The 16991-nt window shown below is 70.4% G+C and carries 16 protein-coding genes; 5 read left to right on the top strand and 11 right to left on the bottom strand.

Annotation, left to right across the window (positions count from 1 at the left end; genetic code table 11):
• Nucleotides 1-42 precede the first annotated feature (42 nt).
• Nucleotides 43-234: a ferredoxin gene (locus tag ACIBTM_RS33345; protein WP_395881121.1), complete on the bottom strand. Its 192-nt coding sequence runs from the start codon at nt 232-234 to the stop codon at nt 43-45.
• A 103-nt stretch (nt 235-337) separates the two neighbouring features.
• Here ACIBTM_RS33345 and ACIBTM_RS33340 point away from each other — a divergent pair, with 103 nt between their 5' ends.
• From ACIBTM_RS33340 to ACIBTM_RS33330, 3 genes are read left to right on the top strand one after another with little or no spacing between them, the layout of a single operon-like run.
• A complete protein-coding gene (locus ACIBTM_RS33340; protein ID WP_395881120.1) occupies nt 338-1519 on the top strand; it encodes an acyl-CoA dehydrogenase family protein in 1182 nt (393 codons plus the stop codon).
• Between the two features lie 8 nt (nt 1520-1527).
• Complete coding sequence (locus ACIBTM_RS33335) at nt 1528-2601, top strand: acyl-CoA dehydrogenase family protein (protein ID WP_395881119.1); 1074 nt, start codon at nt 1528-1530, stop codon at nt 2599-2601.
• The gene (locus ACIBTM_RS33330) at nt 2598-4127 is read left to right on the top strand and encodes a long-chain-fatty-acid--CoA ligase (RefSeq protein ID WP_395881118.1); all 1530 of its coding nucleotides are present in this window, start codon (nt 2598-2600) and stop codon (nt 4125-4127) included. The genes ACIBTM_RS33335 and ACIBTM_RS33330 overlap by 4 nt, the downstream gene beginning before the upstream one ends.
• Before the next feature lie 299 nt (nt 4128-4426).
• On the opposite strand, the gene ACIBTM_RS33325 is transcribed toward ACIBTM_RS33330, so the two are convergent.
• The 6 genes from ACIBTM_RS33325 to ACIBTM_RS33300 form a co-directional block, all read right to left on the bottom strand.
• The gene (locus ACIBTM_RS33325) at nt 4427-5050 is read right to left on the bottom strand and encodes a LuxR C-terminal-related transcriptional regulator (protein ID WP_395881117.1); all 624 of its coding nucleotides are present in this window, start codon (nt 5048-5050) and stop codon (nt 4427-4429) included.
• 159 nt (nt 5051-5209) lie between these two features.
• A complete protein-coding gene (locus ACIBTM_RS33320) occupies nt 5210-6964 on the bottom strand; it encodes an ABC transporter ATP-binding protein (RefSeq protein WP_395881116.1) in 1755 nt (584 codons plus the stop codon).
• On the bottom strand, nt 6961-7392 hold the full coding sequence (locus ACIBTM_RS33315) for a lasso peptide biosynthesis B2 protein (RefSeq protein WP_395881115.1): 432 nt from the start codon (nt 7390-7392) through the stop codon (nt 6961-6963). The genes ACIBTM_RS33320 and ACIBTM_RS33315 overlap by 4 nt, the downstream gene beginning before the upstream one ends.
• A complete protein-coding gene (locus ACIBTM_RS33310; RefSeq protein WP_395881114.1) occupies nt 7389-7646 on the bottom strand; it encodes a lasso peptide biosynthesis PqqD family chaperone in 258 nt (85 codons plus the stop codon). The genes ACIBTM_RS33315 and ACIBTM_RS33310 overlap by 4 nt, the downstream gene beginning before the upstream one ends.
• Nucleotides 7643-9487, bottom strand: coding sequence for a lasso peptide isopeptide bond-forming cyclase (locus ACIBTM_RS33305; RefSeq protein ID WP_395881113.1), 1845 nt, complete (start codon nt 9485-9487; stop codon nt 7643-7645). Before ACIBTM_RS33305 ends, ACIBTM_RS33310 begins: the two co-directional genes overlap by 4 nt.
• Nucleotides 9488-9508: 21 nt before the next feature.
• On the bottom strand, nt 9509-9616 hold the full coding sequence (locus tag ACIBTM_RS33300; protein ID WP_395881112.1) for a keywimysin-related RiPP: 108 nt from the start codon (nt 9614-9616) through the stop codon (nt 9509-9511).
• Between the two features lie 235 nt (nt 9617-9851).
• On the opposite strand from ACIBTM_RS33300, the gene ACIBTM_RS33295 reads away from it, so the two are divergent.
• The gene (locus tag ACIBTM_RS33295; protein ID WP_395881111.1) at nt 9852-10949 is read left to right on the top strand and encodes an alpha/beta hydrolase family protein; all 1098 of its coding nucleotides are present in this window, start codon (nt 9852-9854) and stop codon (nt 10947-10949) included.
• Here the strand turns inward: ACIBTM_RS33295 and ACIBTM_RS33290 are convergent.
• Nucleotides 10901-11506 carry a TetR/AcrR family transcriptional regulator gene (locus ACIBTM_RS33290; protein WP_395881110.1) on the bottom strand — a complete coding sequence of 202 codons (606 nt, stop codon included), beginning with the start codon at nt 11504-11506 and terminating at the stop codon, nt 10901-10903. The genes ACIBTM_RS33295 and ACIBTM_RS33290 overlap by 49 nt on opposite strands.
• A 67-nt stretch (nt 11507-11573) precedes the next feature.
• Between ACIBTM_RS33290 and ACIBTM_RS33285 the strand changes: the two genes are divergently transcribed.
• Nucleotides 11574-12011 carry an SgcJ/EcaC family oxidoreductase gene (locus ACIBTM_RS33285; RefSeq protein WP_395881109.1) on the top strand — a complete coding sequence of 146 codons (438 nt, stop codon included), beginning with the start codon at nt 11574-11576 and terminating at the stop codon, nt 12009-12011.
• On the opposite strand, the gene ACIBTM_RS33280 is transcribed toward ACIBTM_RS33285, so the two are convergent.
• From ACIBTM_RS33280 to ACIBTM_RS33270, 3 genes are all read right to left on the bottom strand, one after another.
• A complete protein-coding gene (locus tag ACIBTM_RS33280; RefSeq protein WP_395881108.1) occupies nt 12004-14697 on the bottom strand; it encodes a GNAT family N-acetyltransferase in 2694 nt (897 codons plus the stop codon). The two genes, ACIBTM_RS33285 and ACIBTM_RS33280, sit on opposite strands and share 8 nt — an antisense overlap.
• Before the next feature lie 177 nt (nt 14698-14874).
• Nucleotides 14875-16047, bottom strand: coding sequence for an acetoin utilization protein AcuC (locus tag ACIBTM_RS33275; RefSeq protein ID WP_395881107.1), 1173 nt, complete (start codon nt 16045-16047; stop codon nt 14875-14877).
• Nucleotides 16048-16103: 56 nt separating this feature from the next.
• Entirely contained in the window at nt 16104-16952 is an 849-nt protein-coding gene (locus ACIBTM_RS33270; protein ID WP_395881106.1) for a sulfurtransferase, read from the bottom strand.
• Nucleotides 16953-16991 lie beyond the last annotated feature (39 nt).

Here is a 16991-nt window from a genome sequence, read left to right as displayed (position 1 = left end):
TAGAATCTGTTCTTGCTCGATGCAAGCATCAAATAAACGGCGCTAACCACGTATGAGCAGCGCGTTTTTCGGACAGCTCGCAACTGCTTGAGTAACACGTTCTACTTGGTCCTGCGGAACCTCACCCGACCCGAGGACGAGCTCCTCGTCGTCGTCGAGATCGAAGACCTCGGGTGCGAAGCCGACACAGATCGCGTTCGCCTCGCAGAGTGAGCGATCGACGTCGATCTCCATATTCCCTCCTCACCGCCATACCTGGTACAACTAGAACAGGTTCTACCCTACCGCTGCGAGCGGCCATGGCACCAGTAACGAGCACCGACGGCAGAGGTGACGGATGCGGATCGACTACACGCCGGAGCAGCGGGCACTGGCAGGCGAACTCCGGGAGTACTTCGCCGGGCTGATGACCCCGGAACGCCGCGAAGCCCTCGCCGGCGACGGCGGTGAATACGGCAACGGCCTGGTGTACAAGGAAATCGTTCGCGAACTCGGTAGTTCGGGCTGGCTCGCGATCGGCTGGCCCCGCGAGTACGGCGGGCAGGACCGGCCGATGCTCGACCAGCTCATCTTCACCGACGAGGCGGCCGCGGCCGGGGTACCCGTCCCGTTCCTCACGGTGAACACCGTCGGGCCGACGATCATGCGCTACGGCACCGAAGAACAGAAGGCGTTCTACCTGCCGAAGATCGCCGCGGGCGAGCTGCACTTCGCGATCGGCTACTCCGAGCCGGGCGCGGGCACCGATCTGGCGGCGTTGCGCACCCGCGCGATCCGCGACGGCGACGACTACGTCATCAACGGCCAGAAGATGTGGACGAGCCTGATCGAGTACGCCGACTACATCTGGCTGGCCGCCCGCACCGACCCCGAGGCGCATCGGCACAAGGGCCTGAGCATGCTGATCGTGCCGACGTCGGCCCCCGGTTTCTCCTGGACGAAGGTGCACACGGTCGCCGGGCCGGGTACGAGCGCGACCTACTACGACGACGTACGCGTCCCGGTGACCTCCCGGGTCGCCGGGGAGAACGAGGGCTGGCCGCTCATCACGAACCAGCTCAACCACGAGCGAGTCGCGCTGACCTCGGCCGCGCCGATCCAGACGTCGCTACGCGAGGTGCGGACCTGGGCGCAGACCACGAAGCTGCCCGACGGCACCCGCGTCGCCGACCAGCCGTGGGTGCGGCTGCACCTGGCGCGGATCCACACGCACGCCGAGTACCTGAAACTGCGGAACTGGCGGATCGCCTGGGCCGCCGCGAGCAGCGAGCTGGGCCCCGAGGAGGCGTCGGCGACCAAGGTGTTCGGCACGGAGTTCGCGACCGAGGCCTACCGACTGATGATGGAGATCCTCGGCGCGGGCGCCGTGGTCCGCGAGGGTTCCCCCGGCGCCCAGCTGCGCGGCCGGATCGAACGACTGCACCGCTCGTCGCTGATCCTCACCTTCGGCGGCGGCGCCAACGAGATCCAGCGGGACATGATCGCCGCGACCGCCCTCGGCCTGCCCGTCACGCGCTAGGAGGATTGATGGACTTCACGCACACCGAAGCGCAGCGAGACCTCGCGTCGCTCACGCGCCGGATCCTGACGGACAAGGTCACCCCGGATGTGCTGGGCCCGCACGGTTCCGGCGGCTTCGACGCTCCACTGTGGACCTCACTGGCCCAGGCGGGCGTGCTCGACGCCGCCTTGCCGCAGTCGGTCGGCGGTGGCGGGTTCGGGCTGCTGGAGCAATGCTCGGTACTGGCCGAAATCGGCCGTGCGGTCGCACCCGTGCCCTATCTGACGTCGGTGGTCATGGGCGCGGCGGCGGTGGCCGCCTCCGGGGACGGGCGGCTCGCCGAGCGCTGGATCGTGCCGGTCCTGCGCGGCGACCACGTCCTCGCGGTGGCGCTGCCGGATTACGGCGTGCCGTGCGGTTTCACCGCCGAAGCCGACGGCGACGGCTGGCGGCTGACCGGCGCGCAGACCGCGGTGCCGTCGGGCGCCTTCGCGCACGGGTTCCTCGTCGAAGCCGCCATCGACGGCGGCCGTCAGGTGTTCCTGCTCGACCGGGACGCGGTGACGGTCTCGCCGCAGCGGACCGTCGACCACGCCGACGCGGCGCTCGTCGAACTGTCCGGCGCGAAGGCCACGGTGTCCTTGGGCGACGTCGGCGAATGGCTGCGGCTGCGGGGCACGATCGGTGTCTGCGCGCAGCAGCTCGGCGTCGTCGAACGGGCGCTGGAGCTGACCGCGGCGTACGCGCGGGAACGCAAGCAGTTCGGCCACCTGATCGGGAGTTTCCAAGCGGTGCGGCAGCGGCTCGCCGACGCCTACGTCGACGTCGAAGCCGTCCGGCTGACGTTGTGGCAGGCCGCCTGGCGGCTGAGCGAAGGGCTTCCGGCGGCCGAAGAGGTCGCGACGGCGAAGTTCTGGGCGGCCGAAGCCGGACACCGCGTCGCGCACACCGCCGTGCACATCCACGGCGGGGTCGGCATCGACGTCGACCACACGCTGCATCGCTACTTCGTCGCGGCGAAACGGCTCGAGTTCACCTTCGGCGGGGCGACCGCGCAGCTGGGCGGGCTCGGCGATCTCCTGGCCGCGGATCCGGCATGACCCCCACGGTCACGGAACTCCTGCTCGCGCGGGCGGAGGACCGCTCGACCGGGTTGCTGTTCGAGGACCGGCGCTGGACCTGGGCCGAACACGTCCGGGCCTGCGCCGGGTACGCGGCCGCGCTCGCCGGGATCCTGCGGCCCGGCGGGCATTTCGGGTTACTGGCGGACAACGTCCCCGAGTTCTCGTTCCTGCTCGGCGGCGCGGCGCTTTCGGGGCACGTGCTGGTCGGCCTGAACCCGACGCGCCGGGGCGCGGCGCTGGCCCGTGACATCGCGCTGGCCGACTGCGAGCTGGTGTTCGCCGAGGAGAAGTACCTTCCGCTGCTGTCCGAGGCCGGCGTGCCGGTGCTGCCGCTGAGCGAACTCGAACCGGCCCGGGAGGACATCGTCCCCGTCGTCGCGAAACCCGAAGACCTGCTCATGCTGATCTTCACCTCCGGCACCAGCGGCGACCCGAAGGCCGTCCGGTGCACCCATGGCAAGATCGCCTACCCCGGCGAGATGCTGGCCGCCCGGTTCGGTCTGTCCACAGAGGACACCGTCTACGTGTCGATGCCGATGTTCCACTCCAACGCCATCATGGCCGGCTGGTCGGTCGGGCTCGCGGCGGGCGCGGGGATCGCGCTGCGGCGGCGGTTCTCCGCCTCCGGTTTCCTGCCGGACGTCCGGAGGTTCGGGGCGACCTACGCCAACTACGTCGGCAAGCCGCTGTCCTATGTGCTCGCCACTCCCGCACGGGACGACGACGCCGACAATCCGCTGAAACTGGCCTATGGCAACGAAGGCGCGGAAGCCGACCTCGCCGCTTTCGGCACGCGCTTCGGCTGCCACGTGGTCGACGCGTTCGGTTCGACCGAAGGCGGCGTGAACTTCGGCAGGGACGCCGGCACCCCGCCCGGTTCGCTCGGCCGACTGCTCGACGGCGTCGCCGTCCTCCATCCGGAGACCGGGAAACCCTGTCCCCCGGCGGAATTCGGCGAAGGCGGGAACCTGCTCAACGCCGCCGAAGCGGTCGGCGAACTGGTCAACACCGGTGGTCCCGGCTTCTTCGCCGGGTACTACGGCGACCCCGCGGCCGAGGCCGAGCGGATGCGCGACGGGATGTACCACACCGGCGACCTGGCGTACCTCGACGCGGACGGCTACTGCTATTTCGCGGGCAGGCTCGGCGATTGGCTGCGTGTCGACGGCGAGAACCTCGGCACCGCCCCGATCGAACGCGCGCTCCTGCGGCATCCCGCCGTCAGCGAGGCGGCCGTGTACGGCGTCCCGGATCCGCGCGTCGGTGACCAGGTGCTGGCCGCGCTGGTCTGCCGGACGCCGATCGACGCGCACGAGTTCGCCGCTTTCGTCGCCGCACAAGGCGATCTCGGGCCGAAACAGTGGCCGAGGTTCGTCCGGGTGCTCGACAAGCTGCCACGGACGGCCACGCACAAGGTGCTCAAGCGGGAGCTGGCGGCGGAGGGGACCTCGTGCGCTTGGGAGGTGCGGTACCGGGATGCCGTGAGTGGTAAGGGTCGTTAGTGCCAAGGTTGTCTTAGGTACCTGCTGGATCTTGGGTGCGGCTTGATCGCGGGCCAAGTCCGTGAAGGCCTCCTTGCCTACCCTGAAGGTAGTGAAGGAGGCCTTCACGGACACGATGATCGCCACACTCGACCCAGATACACCGGCAGCCACAGCCGTCACAGGTGCCGCGCGTGAAGGCCCCCATCCCTCGGCTCAGCCGAGGAAACTCGACCTTCACACCATGCCAAGTACATGAAGGCCCCCATCCTTGCGCCTAAGTACAGGAAGGGGGCCTTCATGTACCTCAGCCGCCAGGACTAGACGCGCTTGGTCACGCGACCGAGGCGGAAACCCAAGGCCATCCGCGAGGTGGTGCCGAACCGGTCGTGCAGCTCGGACACGATCGTGCGCACGGTCCGGCTGCTCAGGCCCAAGCGGTTGGCCACCTGATGGTCCGTGGCGCCCTCCACCAGCAGGTCCGCGACCTGCGATTGCCGTCCTTTGAGGCTGGCTCCCCGCCCCGGACCACCGCCGAGCGGCCGCGACTCCGACCAGAGGACCCCGAAGAACTGACCGCAGTGACCGACGAGCGGGGGACGCAGCACCAGCGCGCCGGCGTGCAGGCTCACCTCGTCGAGCGGCACGACCGCGTACCGGGCGTCGAAGACCAGCATATGCCGCAGCACTCCGCCGTACACCCTGATTTCGGTCTGCCTGGCCTTTCCGTGGTACCGCACCAGCTCACCGCCCGCCAGCCGGGAGTCGACCACCAACCGCCTGCGTCCCGGACTGAAGAGCATCGACTCCAGTAGCGCCGGGTCGCAGACGCCCGCCCGGCTGCCGTCGGCGAGAATTCCGGACACGAGTTTGGTGGTTTCGCAAAACCGGTCGATACGCCTGAGCGTATCGCACCGTCCCGAGAGCACCTCGACGAATTTCATTTGCCGAGTCATTTGACCATCGGCCAGTCGGTTGTAGATCATCTGAGCATCTCCCCGGCCCATCCGAATAACCCATCCGACATCCCAGCGACCTATTCTCAAGAGCGCTCGGAGGATGCGACAGGGCCATCCGGGGGATGAGATGTACACCATCGGGGATTATCCGGCGGAAGCCGCTCCGGCGGGGCTACTCCGGGTAGAAAACTGATTCTCGATGAGCCGCCGGTACAGCGGGCAGGACAAGGTGAGCTCGTCGTGCGTGCCGTCGCCGTCGACCCTGCCCTCGTCGAGCACCAGTATCCGGTCGGCCCGGCGGACGGTGGCCAGCCGGTGCGCGATGATCAGCAGCGCGCATTCACGTCCGGCCCGTTCCAGCGCCATGGTCAGCGCGAACTCGTTGATCTGGTCGAGATGCGCACTCGGCTCGTCGAGAAGCAGCAGGTCAGGCCGGGTGAGCAGGGCACGGGCGATGGCGACCCGCTGCCGCTCGCCACCGGAGAGCATGTTCCCGCGTTCACCGACCTGGGTATCGAGCCCGTCGGGCAGGCCGGCGACGAGCCCGGCGAGGTTGACCATTTCCAGCACCCGCGCGAGTTCCTCCGCGTCGGCGTCCGGTGCCGCGTACACGAGGTTTTCCCGCAGCGTGCCATGCAGGATGGGCACGTTCTGGTCGACCAAAGCCAGCCGGGAACGGCAGTTGGAAAGTGACATTCCGTTCAGGTCGACGCCATTCAGCAGCACCGTTCCGGAAAAGGGCTGATAAAAACGCTCGGCCAGTGAGAAAACTGTCGACTTTCCGGCCCCCGACTTTCCGACCAGCGCCACGCTCGTACGCGGTTCGATCCGGAACGAAACACCGTCCAGCACCGTCCTTTTCCCGTAGGAGAATCGGACGTCGCGAAATTCCAGCACCGGCGCGGACCGCCCGGGGACTATCGGCGAGCGGGCCGCCGTGTCGCTTTCGATGGGCAAACGGGAGGCCTCGTGCACCCGCTGCAACGCGCCCATGCCGCGCTGGACGAGGCCGATTCCCTGGAGCAGGGAGATGAGCGGCACCACCAGATAGGTGGCGTACAACAGGAACGCCACCAGCTCGCCCAGCGAGGTCGCGTTCGCCGCCACCCGCGCCCCGCCGACGAGCAGCACCAGCAGCAGCGAGCCGCGGATGGCCAGCTCGACGGCCGGGGTCATCACCGAGGTCAGCTTGGCCGCCTGCACCCCCGCGGCGAAGGCCGACTCCGCCCGCTCACCGATCCGCCGCTCCTCGCGCGGCTCAGCCCGGTTCGCGCGCACCATCCGGATCGCGCCCAGCGCGCGTTCGAGGTCGGCGGTCATCTCGCCGACGCCGCGTTGCGTCCGCTCGCCCGCCTCGCGAAGCCTGCCGAGCAACGCGACCACCACGACGGCGGCGACCGACACGGTCGCCGCCACCAGGCCGAACAGCACCGGGTCGAGCAGCAGCATCAGCACCGCCGTGCCCAGTCCGGTCAGCCCGCCCGCGACGAGCTGGACCGACGCGGTCGACACCACGTCGCGCAGCACGGTGGTGTCGACGCTGAGCCGGGAGATCAGGTCGCCGAGCCGATGGTCCTCGTACGCGGGCATCCGCAGCCGCAGCAGGCGCGCGATCAGCCGTCGGCGCACGCCGAGCACCACGCGTTCACCCGACCGCTCCAGCATGTACAGGCCGAGCCCGTCCACGGCGGCCTGGACGAGGAAGAGCCCGGCTATGCCCGCGATGAACCACCAGGAAAGCGGCCGCGTGCCCACCGAGTCGATCCCGTGCCGGACCAGCAACGGCTGCAGCATCCCCAGTCCGGACGCCGCCACGGTGAGCACGATGGCCAGCGTCAGCACCCCGCGATGGCCCGCGGTCAGCCGCAGCAGATCCCGAACGCCCGCCCGATCGCTCATCGGGCCCGATCCGGCGGCCCGACCGCGACGAGCCTCGCGAAATACCCGGCGGAAACCCCTTCGCCGACGGGCTGCCCGTCCACCTCGACCCAGGCGTGCGCGCCGAACGGGGGTCGTGACCGGACACCGGCACACCACGTCGGCCAGGTCCCGCGCAGCCTGCACAGCAGCGTGACCGCCAGCGACCTCGGCAGGCAGCCTTTCGGGCCGAGGCAGGTCAGGCTGACCGCGAGCACCGCCTCCCTCGCGGCCGCCGCCTGCTCGTGGGTGGCGGGCCGGGCGCCGCGGCGGAGCACGCCGAAGAGCAGCCGGATCCGATGGGGCGGCAGCAGCGCGACCAGCCTGGCCGCGACGACCGCGAACCGCGCGGCGAGCCGCCGCGCGAACGGCAGTGACCGCGACCGGCTGAGCGCGCTCGGGGTGGTCACGGCGTCACCAGGCCCGCCGCGCGCAAACCCTCCACCAGCGCCGTCACGTCCCGCTCGGCGCGCTCACGCGAGACGTCGTACTCCTCGATCAGCGCGCCGGCCGCCTCTTCGCTGTCACCGCCTTCGAGCAGCGTCCGCACGACGATCCGGCCACTCGGGTTGAGCTGGAAATACCGGCCCTTGCGCTCGTCGAGCAGCACTGACCCATAGTCTGTGTCCACAATGGACACATTGGGACGGAAGGCAAGGCTCATTTCTCCTCCAGAGAGAGCAACGGCTTCGAGACCGTGCGCAGCCAGATCTCACAGCCGATGGTCGGATACAGGATTCCGTCGCGAAGCCCCGGCGTTTCGGGCCGCGATGCCAAGGCGCCCAAGCGATTCCGGTCGACGAGGCCGAGTTCGGCCAGCCGCGAGTCCGCCCACAGCTCGCGCAGGTCGCCCCGGCTGGCCCGCAGCCCCGCCGCGGCGTCCATCGCCGCCTGCGCCTTGCTGGTGCGGGCCAGGCATTCCCCGGGTACCACGCCGCGCATGGCTTCGGTGAGCACCGGTTTGTACGCCCACGGCGTCACCCGGTCGTCCGGCCTGATCGACAGACAGGCCTCGATCACCCGGTCGTCGAGGAAGGGCGACTGGATCGGCAGCCCGGCCCGCACGCTCATCTGCTCCCATTGCCGGATGATCCGCGTGCAGGACAGGATCTGCTCGAGGTCCGCGTGCTCACCCCTGGTCTCGCCGAGCGGCTCCGCGGTGCGCGCCGCGTCACGGATCGCCGCGGTCGCCAGCTCTGCCGCCTCCGGCGTCGCCCAGTCGAACAACCGGGGCGGAGTGCTCCAGCCCAGCGCCGCGGTCACCGGTGCGGTCTTCGCCGCGCGGACGTCGGCCGCGGCGTCCGAGAGCCACCGGCGGTAGGAACGGGAATCGGCGAGCGCGCGGACCATGCCGCCTAGCGGCCAGGTGAACAACGCGCGGAAACCCCGTAGCGCTCCCAGTGCGAACAACGGGCGCCGCCGCAGAATCGTGTGATAGTGCGCTTCGGAGCACCAAGCGACGTGGTCACCGCCGATGCCGGTCAGCCGGACCCTGCTCCCCTTGGCCGTCAGCGGCGCCAGATCGCTGAGCAGTCTGGCCCGGTCCATCATCCCGATGGTCGGCTCGTCGAGCGGATCGTCGATTTCGAGCAGGCCCGCATAGACCAGCGGAGACGTGGCGACATCCCACACCACATGTTCGACGTCGGGCAGCCGCGCCGCCGCACGCGTCGCCCAGGCGAGGTCGTCGTCGGCCGGGTCGAGTCCCGGCCAGGTGCTCGCCACGATCTTCGCGTCGCCACGTGCGGCGAGGAAGGTCACCGAGGTCGAATCCAGGCCACCGGAAAGATCGCAGGCGACCACGCCACCGGCGGCCGTGCGCGCGTCCACCGCGGCGGTGAGCGCTTCCCGCACCAGCGGCGCGCCTTCCACGAGCGAGCGTTCCGGGCGCGGCGGATCCCACCACCGCACCGTGCGGGCGGCGACGCCGTCCGGCGCGAGCATCAGCGCGCTACCCGGCTCCACCCCGTGCACCCCGCGCCACATCGGCTTGTGCAGCAACGGATGCGGGACCGGGAACAGCAGCCGGACCGCGAGCATCCGCTCATCGATGTCCGCGCCCGCCGCGTGGGCGAGGACGTCCGCGCGGTCGGCCGCGACCACCACGCCGCCGATCCTGGTGTGATGGACCAGCCGCAGCCCGGACGCGGTGCCCTGCACCCGGCAGTGCCCGTCCACCGAGGCAACCAGATGGAAGCTGCCGGGCAGTTTCGCCGCCAGCGCGTCGAGCCCGCCGGGGTCGCGCAGCCGCGCGGCCGCGTGGGTCAGTTCCTTCTCGGTGACCGGGCACCAGCCGATCACCGCCAGCCTGGTCCGCCCCGCCGAGCCCACGACGATCCCGTCATCCGGCCACCGGCCGGTCAGCCAGGGCCGTCCCGACGCGTGGGCGAGCGTCCGGGACCCAGGTGCGTGCAACCGCGGGGCCACGGCGAAGGTGGCTTCGTGGTCGGGAAAGACCGCGAAGTACTCCTCGCCGTGACCCAGCGTGTCAACGATTCGACGCATCGACGCAGACGGTCAGCGCGTTCAGTTCTTGCTGAAGATCAGCCGGTCGTTGCCGTGGGCGGCGAGCAGGCCGGTGACCTCTTCGAACTCGCCGGCCTCGATCAGCATGGGGGTCTCGTATTCCTTCATGGCACTCAACCTCTCGTCGGATTTCGTTCGGTCGGGCGTGCACGCGCCATCACCGAACGTAACAAGGGGCTCGCCGCGGCTACAGCGAACGAAGCTTCCGGAACCGGCAATTGCCACAAGCGGCACTCGAGCTGCGAAGCCGGGGCGGCGATGACCCGCACGGGTCCGATCCCCGGGTCGGGACCGGTGATCTTCCCGATGTCCCCGCCCCACCTCGCTTCCTACATTCGTTGCCATGAACCGAACAACGCGCCGGATCGGTGTACTCGCCACCGCGCTCACCCTCCCCGCCGTCCTCCTCGCACCGTCCGCGTCGGCGGCCCCCGTCCGCCTGAGCCTTCCCGCTCCGACCGGCCCGTTCGCGGTCGGCAGCACCGATCTCCACCTGATCGACCGCTCCCGCCAGGATCCATGGATTCCCGGCACCGCACGGGAACTGATGGTCACCGTCCGGTACCCGGCACTGCCGAGCGGAAAGCCGAAGGCGCCGTACATGGCACCGGGTGTCGCGAAGGTGGTGGCCGAAGGCGACGCCGTCAAACTGGGTATGCCGTCGGACCGGCTCGACTACCGCTTCCCCACCCACTCCCGGATCGGCGCGCCCGCGATCGGCGGCAAGCGACCTGTCGTGCTGTATTCGCCAGGGGGCACGTTGTCGCGTTCGCACGGCACCACGCACCAGGAACAGCTCGCGAGCGAGGGCTACATCGTGGTGGCCATCGACCACACCCACGAAGCGGAAGCGGTGGAGTTCCCCGGCGGCCGCGTCGAGAAGAAGGCCTTGCCGCCGTCGAGCATCGAGGTGTCGCAGCGTGTGATCGAGACCCGCGTGCAGGACACGCGTTTCGTCCTCGACTCACTCGGCCTGACCCAGGCCGGCATGTTCGGCCACTCCGCCGGCGGGTTCACCGCGGGCGAAACGATGGTGAGCGACCGGCGCATCGTCGCCGGGGCGAACCTGGACGGCAGCATGGCCCATTCGCAGTCCCAGCGGATCTTCGGCCGTGTCGCCGACGAAGGGCTGGACCGGCCGTTCCTGCTGATGAGCGCCGGCGACCACAGCGCGGCGTCGGACGCGTCCTGGCAGGAGTTCCAGCGAAATCAGCGCGGCTGGACCGGGGAAACGCGGCTGCCGGACGGTGAGCACTTCAGCTTCACCGACTACCAGACCCTGCTGCCACAGCTGGGCAACGCGCCCGCCGCGTTCGTCGGCACCATCGATCCGGCGCGAAGCGTCGCCGTCCAGCGCGCTCGGCTCTCGGCGTTCTTCGACGAGCACCTACGTCACCGAAGCAGCGACGCGACCAACGTTTCCTTGAGCCAGGCTTCGTAGTCGTCGTGACTCCACCCGGCCTCGGCGACGAGGCTGGTGTGGACGTCGGCACTCATCAGGGCGACGGCGATGTCCGTGGCCCGGGGCGCCAGGGCGCGGCCGCTCTTCCGGACGCGGTCCATGACCATCTCGACGCCGAGCCGGTTGCGCCGCGCGCCTTCCGCCTGGGTCGCGGCGATGTCCGGATCGACGGCGGCACCGGAGCTCAGCATCGTGACGATGTCCCCGCAGCGTTCCCGGACCTGGCGGGCGACCGTGGCCAGCAGGCCGAGCAGCGCGACCGGATCCCCGGTCCGTTGCGCCTCGGCGACGAGGTCGGGAATTCCGGCCTCGTCGTCGAGGAGGTCGACGAGCCCGCCGAGGACACCGGCCTTCGAGCCGAAGTGGGCGTAGATGGTCTGCGGGGACACCCCCGCTTCCTGGGCGATGACGCGGATCGGCGTCCGCGCGTAGCCGCGCTCGGCGAACAGGCCGCGGGCCGCCGTCAGGATCGTGCGCAGCGTCAGCGCCTCACGGCGGTCACGCAACCGGACGATGCCGGGAAGGTCCCCTGGCATGTATGCTCCTTGAAAGTTGGAACGTTGTTCTAACTAATGGATCGTTGTTACGAAGGGGAGGATAGCGATGACCATCGAGGAGATCATCACCGCGCTGGAACGCGCCTGGAACGCGGGCGACGGTGAGGCGTGGGCGGCGAACTTCGCCGAGGACGCGGACTTCGTCGACGTCGTCGGCCGGATCCAGCGCGGCCGCGCGACGATCGCGCGCGAGAGCCAGAACATCTTCGACACCATCTACCGGGGAAGCACGCTGCGGATCCGCCAGGTGTCGAGCCGCCCGCTCGGCGGCGGGTTCGACCTCGTGCACACCGAGACCGTGCTGACCATCCCCACCGGTCCCCTCGCCGGGAAGAAACAGGCGGTGCAGACGAAACTCGTCCACGACGGGCTGATCGTCTCGTTCCACAACACCATCCGGGGCGATATCGCGACGTTCACCGATCACGACGAGGACCTCGCGGCCCGCTCACCCCAAGAGTGGGACTCGGCGGAGCTCAGGTAGGGGCGTTGATCGGCCGCAGCCGTCGCGGCCCGGTGTCGGGGCGGGACGGCGGCGGGCCCAGCACGATCCGGGCGTTGGCCACGAAAGCGCCGTCCGGCGAGGCCAGGATCGGGTCGAGCGTCATCGACCGGACCTCGGGGTTGTCCTCGGCGAGCGCCGCGACGCGCAGCACGATGTCCTGGAGCGCGGCCAGATCCGCCGGTTCGTCGCCGCGGTAGCCGGTGAGCAGCGGCGACGTCCGCGGTTCGCGCAGCAGGGTGGCGGCGTCGACGTCGGTCAGCGGGACGGCGCGGTAGGCCCGATCCCCCAGCAGCGTGCTGACCAGACCGGAGAGCCCGAAGGACACGAGCGTGCCGAACGACGGGTCGTCCTGCAGCCCGATCACGCAGGACAGCCCCTTGGGCGCCATCCGCTGGACGTAGACCTCGTCGTCGCCGGAGATCTCGCGCAGATCCAGGTACCCCCGGCGCACACCGTCCACAGAGGACAGGTCGAGCCGCACCCCGGCGAGGTCCGGCCTGCCGCGCAGCCGTTCGTCGACGGCCTTGAGGGTCACCGGGAAACCCAGGTCCTCGGCCGCTTTCACCGCTTCGTCCGCGGACGTCACGACCCGGAACGGGACGACGTCGATGCCGTAGCAGCCCAGGAGCCGGACCACGTCGTCGTCGGAGAGCAGCGTCGTCTTGCCGCCCTCGGCCGCCAGCAGTTCGCCGACGATCACCTGCGCCTGCTCGGCGTGCAGGCCGGCGGGACGCACCAGGTTGCCCTGCGGCCGCTGCCGCCAGGCGGCGTAGCGCACGACTCGCGCCAGCGCGTTCACCGCGCGTTCCGGGCTCGGGTACGACGGGACCGAACCCCGCGTCGGCACGCCGTCCTCCGACAGCACGGCCAATTCGTCCGGCACGCCCTCGACGGCGAGGAAGGTCGACACGATCGGCTTGTTCTTGTCCATCTCGACGACGGCCTCCCGCAACGCGCGGGCGTACGCGGTCCCCGGGATCGCGAGCGGCGGCACGAAGACCACGACGAGCGCGTCGGTCTCCGGGGAGTTGAGTGCCTCACGCACGGCGGCGGCGAATTCCTCCGGGCTCGCCTGCGGCCCGACGTCGACCGGGTCGGCGGTCAGCCGGAGGCCGTGCGCCCGCGCCGTGTCGGCGGCGAGCAACCCGATGGCGCTGGAGTTGCCCACGATGGCGATCCGCGGACCGGCGGGCAGCGGCTGATGAGCGAAGACCAGCGCGGTGTCGAAGAGCTGCGCGAGCGTGTCGACGCGGACGACGCCCGCCTGCTCGAACAGGGCCTGGACACTGGATTCGTCGACCTCCGCCGAGGTCGCGGCGAGCTGCGGGCGGACGGCGTGCCTGCCGGATTTCACCGCCACCACCGGCTTCGTCCGCGCCAGCCGTCGTGCGAGACGCGCGAACTTGCGCGGGTTGCCGAACGATTCCAGGTACAGCAGGACGAGGTCGGTCGCCGGATCGGTCTCCCAGTACTGGAGCAGGTCGTTGCCGGAGACATCGGCCCGGTTCCCCGCCGAAACGAACGTGGAAAGCCCGAGGCCGCGTGCTTCGGCGTCGGCCAGGATCGCGGTGCCCAGCGCGCCGGACTGGCAGAAGAACCCGGTACGGCCGCGCGCGGGCAGGCGGGGCGCGAGGGTGGCGTTGAGCCGGACCGAGGCGTCGGTGTTGAGCACGCCCAGCGCGTTCGGGCCGACGACGCGCATACCGTGCGCCCTGGCCTCCCCGACCAGCCTCAGCTCGGCGTGCAGCCCGTGCGGCCCGGCCTCGGCGAACCCGCCGGAGACGATCAGGAGGGTCTTGACCCCCTTGGCCAGCGCACCGTCCAAAACGGACTCGACGGCCTCGGCGGGAACGGCGACCAACGCGAGATCGACGTCCTCCGGAATGTCCACGACGGACGGATAGGCACGGACGCCGCGGACGGACTTGTGCTCCGGGTTGACCGGGTAGACCGTGCCGGCGAAATCGGCGCTGAGCAGGTTGGTGAGGGCGACGTAGCCGATCTTCGTCGGATCGGTGGACGCGCCGATCACCGCGACCGACTTCGGATGGAGCAGGTTGTGCACGCTGCGGGCCTCGGCGGCCTGCTCCCGGGAGCGGGCGACCGCGAGCGACTCCTCGGTCGGGTCGATGTCGAACTCCAGGTGCAGCACGCCTTCTTCGATCTCACGGCTGACCTGGTAGCCCGCGTCGCGGAACACGCGGACCATCGCCGCGTTCTCGGCGAGCACCTCGGCGACGAAGCGGCGCAGCCCGGATTCCGAGGCGGCCGCGGCCAGGTGCTCCAGCAGGATCGATCCGAGCCCGCGGCCCTGGTGGGCGTCGTCGACGACGAACGCGACCTCGGCCGACGGCCCGTGTTCGAGCCGTTCGTACCGGCCGACCGCGACGATGTCGTCGCCCAGCAGCGCGACGAACGCGACCCTGTCGTGATGGTCGACGACGGAGAACCGTTCGAGGTCCCGCTGCGGGATCCGCGGATAGGCGCCGAAGTACCGGAAGTACCGGGTGCGTTCGGACAACCGGCCGTGGAAGGCGACCAGCCCGTCGGCGTCGCTCGGGATCACCGGGCGCAGGTGCACCGTGCCGCCGTCGGAGAGCAGGACGTCGGCCTCCCACTCGCGTGGGTAGTCGTAGGGGTCGCGCTTGGTGTCCTCAGTGACCATGAGCGTGTCTCCCGGACTGAAGGTGATGGGTTGGGTTCGGACACGCGCGCGCGTTTCTCTTCGGCCGGAGGCCTCGGTTTTCCGCAGGCGGGCCGACCAGGCCGGGTGAGTGGACAGCCGCTGCCACGGCCCGGCTGCGGAAAACCGAAAGCGCGCTCTGAGAGAACCGGCCCATGTTCAGTCCCTCGGATCGTCCGGATCGAGGCCGTGCAGGGGGAAGATCGCGCGGCGGGTGTCGCGGATGGCGATGTCGACCGGCTCGTCCGCTCCGTCTCCCCACGGGACGAAGGCGGTGTCGCGGTCGTCGGACATGCCGGCCGGGATCTCGGCCTTCGGCGCCGCCCTGGAGATCGACGCGACCCAGTTCGGCGGCAGCGACGTCGCCGGGTCGACGTCGCGGTCGAGCACCGTGGCGAGCAGATGCGTCCAGGACCGCGGCACCACCCGGATCAGCTGGTAGCCACCGCCGCCGACGGCCAGCCAGCGGCCGCCGGTGTGCGTCTCGGCCAGTTCGCGCAGCCGGCGGTAGATGGCGCGATGGCCGTCCACCGAGAGCGAGAGGTCCGCGAGCGGGTCTTCCTCGTGCGAGTCGACGCCGCATTGGGTGACGAGGATCTGCGGCCGGAACTGCTCCAGCAACGACGGCACCACCGCCTCGAACGCCCGCAGCCAGCCGCCGTCACGGGTGCCGGGCGGCAGCGGCAGATTGACCGAGGTGCCCTCGGCCCCGCCCTTGCCGATCTCCGCCGAGTACCCCGTGCCCGGCCACAACGTGAACGGGTGCTGGTGCAGCGAAACGGTCAGCACCCGCGGGTCGTCGTAGAACGCCGTCTGCACCCCATCGCCGTGGTGGACGTCGGTGTCGACGTACGCGACCCGCTCGAAGCCGTGGTCCAGCAACCACGAGATCGCCACCGAGCAGTCGTTGTAGACGCAGAACCCCGACGCCTTGCCCGGCATCGCGTGGTGCAGCCCGCCGGCGATGTTCACCGCCCGGGTCGCCTCGCCCTCGGCGATCTTCCGCGCGGCCAGCAGTGTCGAGCCGACGACCAGCGCGGAAGCCTCGTGCATCCCGGTGAACACCGGGTTGTCCTCGGTGCCGAGCCCGTGCGCGAAGTCGGCACCGGTCATCGGCGCCTGCCGGACGGCCTCGATGTACTCGCCGAGGTGCACGCGGCGCAACTCGTCCTCGCCCGCCGGACCGGGGATCAGCAGTTCGACCCCGTCGAGCACGCCGAGTTCGGTGGCGAGCCGGATGGTCAATTCGAGCCGCACCGGATTGAACGGATGCTCGCCGCCGAGGTCGTAACCCAGCAGCGAGGAGTCCCATACGACGGCCGGTGCTCGCATGGCCCGAACTCTAGTGCCCGGACGCGGCTCGCGCGCCGATCCGGACCGCCCGCGGGTCAGCCGGGCAGATCCCCCGTGGCCACCGGACGCTCCGGATCGCGGGACCAGTGCGACCACGAGCCCGCGTACAGCGCCGCGGGCTCCGGGTGACCGGCGACCTCGAGCGCGAGCACGACGGACGAAGCCGTGACGCCCGATCCACAGTAGACACCGACCGGTGTCTCCGGGGCCACGCCGAGCCCTTCGAACCGCTCGGCCAGCTCCGAGGCGTCACGCCAGCGGCCGTCCTCCCCGACGTGCCCGGAGAAGGGCGCGTTGACCGCCCCGGGGATATGCCCGGCGCGCGGGTCGATCGGCTCGGTCTCCCCCGCGTACCTCGGCCGCGCCCGTGCGTCGAAGAGCAGCCCGTCCCTGGCGAGGGTGGCGGCCTCGGCCGCGCCGAGCACCGGCATGCCGCCGGGTGTCACGACGATGTCGCCCTCCGCGGGCGAAGGGATCTCGTCGGTGAGCGGACGCTCTTCCCCTGCCCACGCGGCGAACCCGCCGTCCAGCACGGCGACCTCGGCGTGTCCCGCCCAGCGCAGCAGCCACCACGCCCTGGCCGCGACCGAACCGTCGGAGTCGTCGTAGACCACGACCGGGTGACCGGCACGGACCCCGGCCGCCCGCAGGTGCCGCTGCAGCGTCTCCGGTTCGGGCAGCGGGTGACGGCCGCCCTCACCCGGCTCCCCGGCGAGCGCCGTGTCGAGATCGACGTACACCGCGCCCGGGAGATGTGCCTCACGGTAGGAATCGGCGCCGGGCGGCCCGGCGAGCCGCCAGCGGACGTCGAGGACTACGGAGCGTGCGGATTCCGGCCCGGAGAGCTGCGCGGCGAGTTCGCTGGTGGTGATCATGGGGCGCATGGGCCCATCTTCCCGTGCCCAGCGTCTCCATGCCCAGCT

This window comes from Amycolatopsis sp. NPDC049868 (assembly GCF_044461365.1).
GTDB lineage: Bacteria > Actinomycetota > Actinomycetes > Mycobacteriales > Pseudonocardiaceae > Amycolatopsis.
This window is presented reverse-complemented; position numbering and strand designations above follow the sequence as displayed.

Coding starts and splice junctions, on each gene's coding strand:
- ACIBTM_RS33285 (WP_395881109.1), top strand. CDS start 11,574: ATGACCATCGAGGAGATCATCACCGCGCTGGAACGCGCCTGGAACGCG.
- ACIBTM_RS33270 (WP_395881106.1), bottom strand. CDS start 16,952: ATGCGCCCCATGATCACCACCAGCGAACTCGCCGCGCAGCTCTCCGGG.
- ACIBTM_RS33310 (WP_395881114.1), bottom strand. CDS start 7,646: ATGAGCCTTGCCTTCCGTCCCAATGTGTCCATTGTGGACACAGACTAT.
- ACIBTM_RS33320 (WP_395881116.1), bottom strand. CDS start 6,964: ATGAGCGATCGGGCGGGCGTTCGGGATCTGCTGCGGCTGACCGCGGGC.
- ACIBTM_RS33300 (WP_395881112.1), bottom strand. CDS start 9,616: ATGAAGGAATACGAGACCCCCATGCTGATCGAGGCCGGCGAGTTCGAA.
- ACIBTM_RS33330 (WP_395881118.1), top strand. CDS start 2,598: ATGACCCCCACGGTCACGGAACTCCTGCTCGCGCGGGCGGAGGACCGC.
- ACIBTM_RS33335 (WP_395881119.1), top strand. CDS start 1,528: ATGGACTTCACGCACACCGAAGCGCAGCGAGACCTCGCGTCGCTCACG.
- ACIBTM_RS33295 (WP_395881111.1), top strand. CDS start 9,852: ATGAACCGAACAACGCGCCGGATCGGTGTACTCGCCACCGCGCTCACC.
- ACIBTM_RS33345 (WP_395881121.1), bottom strand. CDS start 234: ATGGAGATCGACGTCGATCGCTCACTCTGCGAGGCGAACGCGATCTGT.
- ACIBTM_RS33340 (WP_395881120.1), top strand. CDS start 338: ATGCGGATCGACTACACGCCGGAGCAGCGGGCACTGGCAGGCGAACTC.
- ACIBTM_RS33290 (WP_395881110.1), bottom strand. CDS start 11,506: ATGCCAGGGGACCTTCCCGGCATCGTCCGGTTGCGTGACCGCCGTGAG.
- ACIBTM_RS33280 (WP_395881108.1), bottom strand. CDS start 14,697: ATGGTCACTGAGGACACCAAGCGCGACCCCTACGACTACCCACGCGAG.
- ACIBTM_RS33275 (WP_395881107.1), bottom strand. CDS start 16,047: ATGCGAGCACCGGCCGTCGTATGGGACTCCTCGCTGCTGGGTTACGAC.
- ACIBTM_RS33305 (WP_395881113.1), bottom strand. CDS start 9,487: ATGCGTCGAATCGTTGACACGCTGGGTCACGGCGAGGAGTACTTCGCG.
- ACIBTM_RS33325 (WP_395881117.1), bottom strand. CDS start 5,050: ATGAAATTCGTCGAGGTGCTCTCGGGACGGTGCGATACGCTCAGGCGT.